Source organism: Bacillus sp. mrc49 (assembly GCF_002803435.1).
Genome location: NZ_PHNG01000541.1, coordinates 1 through 7,378 on the forward strand (window position 1 = coordinate 1; position 7,378 = coordinate 7,378).

9 protein-coding genes are annotated in these 7,378 nt (G+C 45.0%); 4 read left to right on the forward strand and 5 right to left on the reverse strand.

Going from position 1 to position 7,378, the window contains the following annotated elements:
- On the reverse strand, nucleotides 1–861 hold an 861-nt coding region (pta, locus tag CVN76_RS05440), incomplete at its 3' end, for a phosphate acetyltransferase (RefSeq protein WP_100530551.1).
- A 222-nt stretch (nucleotides 862–1,083) separates the two neighbouring features.
- Here pta and hemQ point away from each other — a divergent pair.
- Together hemQ and gerQ are read left to right on the forward strand one after the other, a co-directional pair.
- Complete coding sequence (hemQ, locus tag CVN76_RS05445; protein ID WP_061141320.1) at nucleotides 1,084–1,833, forward strand: hydrogen peroxide-dependent heme synthase; 750 nt, start codon at nucleotides 1,084–1,086, stop codon at nucleotides 1,831–1,833.
- Nucleotides 1,834–2,234: 401 nt separating this feature from the next.
- Nucleotides 2,235–2,753 carry a spore coat protein GerQ gene (gene gerQ / locus CVN76_RS31675; RefSeq protein WP_232732116.1) on the forward strand — a complete coding sequence of 173 codons (519 nt, stop codon included), beginning with the start codon at nucleotides 2,235–2,237 and terminating at the stop codon, nucleotides 2,751–2,753.
- Nucleotides 2,754–2,834: 81 nt separating this feature from the next.
- Here the strand turns inward: gerQ and CVN76_RS05455 are convergent, their stop codons facing one another.
- The 3 genes from CVN76_RS05455 to CVN76_RS05470 all read right to left on the reverse strand — a co-directional run bounded on the left by CVN76_RS05455 (nucleotide 2,835) and on the right by CVN76_RS05470 (nucleotide 4,438).
- On the reverse strand, nucleotides 2,835–3,203 hold the full coding sequence (locus CVN76_RS05455; protein ID WP_061141322.1) for a DUF423 domain-containing protein: 369 nt from the start codon (nucleotides 3,201–3,203) through the stop codon (nucleotides 2,835–2,837).
- Between the two features lie 26 nt (nucleotides 3,204–3,229).
- Nucleotides 3,230–3,484, reverse strand: coding sequence for a YwdI family protein (locus tag CVN76_RS05460; protein ID WP_157805546.1), 255 nt, complete (start codon nucleotides 3,482–3,484; stop codon nucleotides 3,230–3,232).
- A gap of 255 nt (nucleotides 3,485–3,739) precedes the next feature.
- A complete protein-coding gene (locus CVN76_RS05470) occupies nucleotides 3,740–4,438 on the reverse strand; it encodes a uracil-DNA glycosylase (RefSeq protein ID WP_100530554.1) in 699 nt (232 codons plus the stop codon).
- A 147-nt stretch (nucleotides 4,439–4,585) separates the two neighbouring features.
- Between CVN76_RS05470 and CVN76_RS05475 the strand changes: the two genes are divergently transcribed.
- Both CVN76_RS05475 and CVN76_RS05480 read left to right on the forward strand, forming a co-directional pair.
- Entirely contained in the window at nucleotides 4,586–6,022 is a 1,437-nt protein-coding gene (locus CVN76_RS05475) for a phospholipase D family protein (protein ID WP_100530555.1), read from the forward strand.
- Between the two features lie 137 nt (nucleotides 6,023–6,159).
- A complete protein-coding gene (locus CVN76_RS05480) occupies nucleotides 6,160–6,480 on the forward strand; it encodes a general stress protein (RefSeq protein WP_061141326.1) in 321 nt (106 codons plus the stop codon).
- A 77-nt stretch (nucleotides 6,481–6,557) separates the two neighbouring features.
- Here the strand turns inward: CVN76_RS05480 and CVN76_RS05485 are convergent.
- Nucleotides 6,558–7,378 (reverse strand): ThiF family adenylyltransferase (locus CVN76_RS05485; RefSeq protein ID WP_100530557.1); only part of this gene is annotated, 821 nt, incomplete at its 5' end.

Below are 7,378 nucleotides of genomic sequence, written 5' to 3' on the forward strand. Positions count from 1 at the left end.
CGCTTCGAAGCCACCTAAACGCTGGACCATCTTATAGCTGATGTTCCCTGCTTCGAGGCTTGGGAAAATGAAAACATTGGCATCTCCTTGAATAAGGGAATCCGGCGCTTTTTGTCTTGCCACCGAAGGAACGAACGCCGCATCAAACTGGAATTCACCGTCGAGGATGATTTCCCGATCGATTTCTTTCGCTAAATCGACAGCATCGACGACTTTCTGTGTTTCAGGCGAAACGGCAGACCCCTTCGTCGAAAAGCTCAGCAGTGCCACGCGCGGTTCGATATCGAACATTTGTGCAGTCTTTGCACTTTCAATGGCAATTTCGGCAAGATCTTGGGAAGTGGGGTTTATATTGATTGCACAATCAGCGAACACATATCTTTCCTCGCCACGGACCATGATGAAGACTCCCGATGTCTTTTGGACGCCTGGCTTTGTTTTAATGATCTGCAATGCGGGACGAACCGTGTCGGCCGTGGAATGCGCCGCACCGCTTACCATTCCGTGTGCCAATTTCATGTGGACGAGCATCGTTCCGAAATAGTTCTCATCCATTAACATTTCACGTGCTTGTTCGACTGTCGCTTTACCGGCACGGACCTTTACAAACGCTTCTACCATTTCATCCATCATGATGTAATTCTTCGGATCATATATTTCGACTGCATCAAGGGCGATTTTCAATTCCCTGGCTTTATCGGAAATCAATTCGATATCCCCGATCAATACAGGTGTAACCAGTTTTGCTTTGGCAAGCCTGCCTGCGGCTCCCAAAATCCGTTCATCCGAACCTTCTGGAAAAACGATCTTTAAATTATGACCCATAACTTTTGATTCCAACATTTCAAATAAATTGCTCACTGGCGCTTCCTCCTTTTTAGATACGTTTCCCCTGATTGTACTATGTTTAATCATTTAACCATTCTTTCCTACCCTGCCTTTTTTAGAATACTCCAGCGGCCCGGTAAATTCCAGCCACATCTCAGCACCGAAAACAGTGATGGCGTTTGCGGGTTGACCTAAATTTCCTTATACTGAAACTATGTTATATTAAAGCTATAATAAGACTTAGGAGTGATCGTAATGAGTGAAGCAGCACAAACACTGGACGGCTGGTATTGTTTACATGATTTCCGCCTGATCGATTGGGCATCTTGGAAAACGTTATCAAGTGACGAACGCCAACTAGCCATCTCGGAGTTCCAAGGTTTACTCGATAAATGGAATATGACCCAAAGCGACAACGAAGGCAGCCATGCCCTATATTCCATCGTTGGCCAGAAAGCGGACTTCATGCTTATGTTTGCCCGCCCGACAATGGAAGAATTGAATGCAATCGAAAATGAATTCAATAAAACGAAGCTTGCCGAATATTCCATTCCGGCTTATTCATACGTTTCAGTGGTGGAGCTAAGCAATTACCTTGCAGGAGGAGATGGTGAGGACCCTTATCAGAACCCTCATGTACGTTCCAGACTGTATCCCATCCTGCCAAAGGCGAAACATGTTTGCTTCTATCCAATGGACAAGCGCCGTGAAGGCGATGACAACTGGTATATGCTTTCCATGGAAGAACGCAAAGGCTTAATGCGTTCACACGGCTTGATCGGCCGCAGTTATGCTGGCAAGGTAAAACAAATCATTTCCGGCTCGGTCGGATTTGACGACTATGAATGGGGCGTAACACTTTTCGCGGATGACGTCCTTCAATTCAAGAAATTAATTTATGAAATGCGTTTTGATGAAGTGAGCGCCCGTTACGCTGCGTTCGGCTCTTTCTTTGTAGGCAATATTCTGCCTGAAGAAAACATAGCCTCTTTCCTCTACGTATAAGATACTTTAGCTTCCGGCTTCCGGAAGCTTTTCTCTTTTTTCACCCTCCTCCTTTTTATTTTCCCCAGCTATGGAATAAATCCAACACACATCCCATACATTTTCAATAGTGATGAATGTAATTTTTACCGGCTCATTCGACGTCACAGGAAAAGAAAACAAGGCAACGCCTAAATCCAGCGAGGTGAAGGAACGTTACTTCTATTTAGATTACGTTTAGCGGATATCACTTTACCCGCGTAAACCAGGAAAGGCAACGTTATGTATCGCTTAAAATTCATTGTGTGTTTTTAAGCTGCCGGGGATTGTATCGAGCGGTCGCTATAAATCGCACTGTTGCTTCAAGTACTCGGCTTTTCGCCACCAAAATCAAAAAGCCTTGAATTTTAGGAGGGAATGCAATGTCACAAAATAATCCTTATGGTAACTACCCGTATGGTGGAAGCCCCTATTACCCGAATGAAAACAATGAGTCCAGCCAGCGGCAGCAGACACCATACCAGCAACAACAGTCTTTCCCGCAGCAAGCCTATCAACAGCCGGCATACCAGCCTCAACAGCCAACCATAGCCGGCACGCCGCAGCAGATCCCGATGCCGATGAATCAATCGACATCTCCACCACAGGTACCTGGCATGCTTCCAGTCGAAGCATCATACATCGAAAACATCCTGCGTTTGAACAAAGGGAAATTAGCGACCGTTTATACAACATTTGAAAATAATAAGGAATGGAATGCAAAGATCTTCAAAGGAATCATCGAAGCTGCAGGACGTGACCATTTGATCATAAGCGACCCGCAAACCGGCAAACGGTATTTAATCCCGATGGTGTACTTGGACTACATTACCTTTGATGAAGAAATCGAATACGACTATCCATATGGAGGGGCAGGGCTTGCCACCTATTCGCCAAGGTGAATGAGATGATAAAAAAGGGGCCTCAGAATCTTATCGATTTTGAGGCCCTTCTTCATGGAGATGTTTTTTTTGATCCTGCGCTTACAAGTACTTATAGGCAGCAATGACCATCAATACCCAAGCTGCCAAGAAAGACACTCCGCCAAGCGGTGTGATGGCGCCTAACACCTTGATCTGCGTGACGCTTAGAACGAACAGGCTACCGGAAAAGAGGATGATCCCGATTAACATAAGCCAGCCAGACCAATTGACTAACGGGCTTGAGATTTTTCCAGCCAATAAACCGATTACTAATAAACCAACCGCATGGAACATTTGATATTGAACGGCCGTTTGCCATGTTTCCAAATATTTATCGGGTATCTTCCCTTCGAGCCCATGGGCTCCGAATGCACCTAGTGCGACAGCAATGAACCCATTGATTGCGCCTAAAATGATGAACAGTTTCACTATGATTTCGCTTCCCTTCGCTGCTTTTAAAAATCGAATAAGGACTCTCCATTGGCTTCATCCATTTTGACCGGCTCTACATTCGGTGTAGCCGTCATGATGGGCTGAGACAATGTGATTGGCTTCGAAATGCCGCTTCCCACTTTTTCATCAACCATTACTTCACATAAGGCTTTAATGGCAATGACATATCCCTGCACCTTATCCTCTGAATTTGCCTGCTTTGCCTTCGAAGCAAGCTCTTCGATTTTGTCCAGCATTTTTCTTGAAGAAATATCCAAATTTACCACCTCGTCCATATACAGGTCAAAACTTTCATCACTAGCATAGCAAAAATCAAGCAAGAAAACACCCTTGTAAAACCCTCTACTTCATATTTTTCTTGGCTGTAAATTCGAGGCACACCTGCCCCGATGATCTAAACACATCAAGAGAAGGCAGGTTTGCGGTTTTGAATTGAAAGGCACGGCACCCTTTTGGAAAGTTGGGATCCCACGTGACGTAAAAATGACGGCACAGCATGCAATTCACCCGCTTCATGTTCCTTTTCGACTCATCGCACCCGAGATTTCCCAATCAATGGGCGATTCCCCCATTTCCATAAGAAATTGATTGGTTTTGGAAAACGGTTTGCTGCCAAAGAACCCACGGGAAGCCGAGAGCGGACTCGGATGCACGGATGTAATGATTTTATGGCGGCTTTCATCAATTAAAGGGATCTTCGTTTGTGCCGGTTTCCCCCATAAGATAAAAACGATCGGTTTCTGCCGCTCACTCAGCAGGCGGATGACTTGATTCGTAAAGTTTTCCCACCCTTTTCCCCGGTGTGAGTTCGCTTCTCCTTCACGGACAGTCAAGACGGTATTCAAAAGAAGCACACCTTGTTTTGCCCACTCAACAAGGCATCCCTCATCTGGAATGTCAGTGCCTAAATCGGCATGAAGTTCCTTAAAGATGTTTCTTAATGAAGGCGGAATGCGCACCTCCGGTTTAACGGAAAAGCTAAGGCCATGCGCTTGATCGGGCCCATGGTAAGGATCCTGCCCAAGAATGACGACCTTCACGCTTTCATAGGCCGTATAGTGAAGTGCATTGAAAATATCGTCCTGATCCGGATGAATGACCTGCTCTTTGTACTCTTGCTTTATGAATTCCCTTAGCTCCTGGTAATATTCTTTTTTGAATTCCTCTTTCAATAGAGGCCACCAATCATTTGTTAATATGTGCTTTGCCATATGCATAGCCCCTTTCTTCTTTTAAACTATATTATATCAAAGATCGGCCTTCGCCTTTTTGATAGACCATGATATATGTTTCTTTATACCCCTTAATTGGGAAAACAGATAGTTAGCAAGCAATTTAACCATGTTGGAGGATTCCCTATGAAAAAATGGTACAAAAGAAAACGATTTTACCTGCTGGTTGGCATTTTGCTCGTCATTACGGCAGTGATCGTCTATAACAGCTACAAGCCCCTTCCCAAGGGCATTTCCTATGAAGGGAAGGTTCATCATGTCGAGGATGTCGACTTCATCTATGATCTTTCCTATCACGATGAACAAGGGAATCTTAAACATGAGCAGCGAATTTTTCAAACCATCAATAATGCCATCGAAGAGGCGGATTCTTATATCATAATCGATATGTTTTTGTTTAATGATTTTTATGATGAAAAGATAAACTTCCCAAAGCTAACCAAGACACTGACGGATAAACTGGTTGCCCAAAAGAAAAAGAAACCCGGACTCCAGGTGATATTCATTACCGATGAAGTGAATACTTCCTATAATGCTTACAAGTTGGAGGCGCTAGAAACCATGAAGCAAAATGGCATCGATGTCGTCGTGACCAATTTAGACCGACTTCGCGACCCGAACCCTCTCTATTCCGGCGTGTATCGGACCTTTTTCCAATGGTTTGGCGAAGAGGGAAAAGGCTGGATCGTGAATCCAATGGCTAAGACTGCACCAAAGGTCACCTTTCGTTCTTACCTTAGGCTGATGAATATTAAAGCCAACCACAGGAAAGTGGTCGCGACCGAAAAAACGGCGATCATCTCATCTGCCAACCCCCATGACGCGAGTGGATTCCATTCCAATATCGCGTTTCAGATGAAGGGGAATATCATCGGTGATTTCATTAAAGCGGAGGAAGCGGCTTCGAATTTCTCCGGCGGTCCAAAGGCATTCCCGGAATTCAACGAGGCGGCCGAAGAAGATAGGGGACCGGTCTCGGTGCAATTGCTCACGGAAGGAAAAATCAATACGCATGTCCTCAAAACGATAAAAGATACCAAGAAAGGGGACAAAATCCACCTTGCAATGTTCTACATTGCCGATCGTGAAGTGGTCGAAGCGTTAACGGACGCCGCTAAACGGGGCGTGAAGATTCAGATGATCTTGGACCCGAATCAAAACGCCTTCGGAAGTGAAAAAATCGGCCTCCCGAATCTCCCGGTTGCCGCCGAATTTGAAAAGCTGGGGGATGAAAATATTTCGATCCGCTGGTACAAAACCGATAAAGAACAGTTTCATACAAAGCTGATGATGATACAAAAGGAAAAAGAAACGATCGTTCTTGGCGGATCAGCCAATTACACCTCACGTAATCTCGATGACTTTAACCTTGAAGCGAATGTTGAAATCCATGCACCAAATGATGCGGACATTTCTTATGATGTCGCTGACTATTTCCAAAGACTTTGGACAAATCGCAACGGAACATACACTGCCGATTATAGTGAATATCAGAAGGACCTTCCCGTTTTCAAATATTTAGCATACCGCATCCAGAAGGTGTTTCGCTTCACCACTTATTAAATTATTTTGTCATAAGATGTTTAGGCACTCGGAAATAAGGTTATATACTACTATAGCTAATTAACAATCACGATAAACAAGATTCCATTTACCTATATTCCAGAGAATCTTACATTAAAATTCAAGGAGGAGTTTATATGTATCAAGTACATGTAGTAGAAAACGGTTTACAAGCAAAGGAAAAAATCGATGAGTTAGTCACTTCAGGATATACGAAGGACGATGTTTACTTGTTCGCTCATGACAAAACCCGTTCGAAGCACCTTACCGAGAATACGAATACGGAAGATGTAGGAATGAAGGAACAGGGCTTCCTCGATACGGTTGGCAATCTCTTTAAATCACGCGGAGATGAGCTTCGTAACCGTATGAGCAACCTTGGCCTTAGCGACATGGAAGCAGAACGTTACGAGGAAGTGCTTGACGAAGGAAAAGTCGTCATCGTCGCTTCTAAATAATTCAACAGACATAAGGTAGCATTTACCCTATATATAAGAAACGGGGCCCATCAACGGGCCCCGTTTTTTGCTATTCATTATCCTAGTATACTTTGGTAGGCTGCCTTTGCCTGGATCATATCCTTCGTACCGTGTATCAGCGCCCTGCCATCCTCAAAAATGACCATCCGCACTCCATCTTTTTCGCAGGAGAGGAGAAAAGGATTGAATTTCACTGCATAGCCACTTCCAACCAGACCTTTTGCCAGCTTCTCGAGCTGGAGCTTAACTGGCTTGGGCGGCCTGACCTGCACAGTGTCCCTTCCGCAAAGGACCGCTGTTTTCGTTGCGTTATCTCCGGTTAAAAAAGGATAAGATCTCTGCTCGCCGCAAGAAAGGCAATCCTTCTTTTTCGCTTTTGTTAATTTCACAGATTGGTATTGGTTTCGCCACAGATCAAACGTAACGAGTGCCGGACGAATCGCGTCCCGATTCCCTGAAAGGATTTTCAAAGCCTCGGCCATTTGGTGGGCCGCCACCATCGTGACCGCAGGTGATATGATTCCCCCTGTGTCACAGGTCATGCCCTGAATGGGGATCGTTTTAAGCAAACAGTGCAGGCAAGGCGTATTTCCGGGAAGGATCGTCAAGGTCATGCCGACACTGCCGACGCATGCCCCATAAATCCACGGAATAAGAAGCTTTTGTGACAAATCGTTAATGATCATCCGAGTTTCAAAATTATCGGTTGCGTCCAATATCAAATCAACCCCGCCAAGCAGCTGCTCCAGGTTTTGCGCGGTTGCGTCCATGATGATGGCATTCACTTCCACTCCATGATCGATCTCTAGCAAATGACGCTTTGCGGCTTCAGCCTTTGGAAGCCTCTCTTCGACGTCCCGTTCCGTATACATTTGCT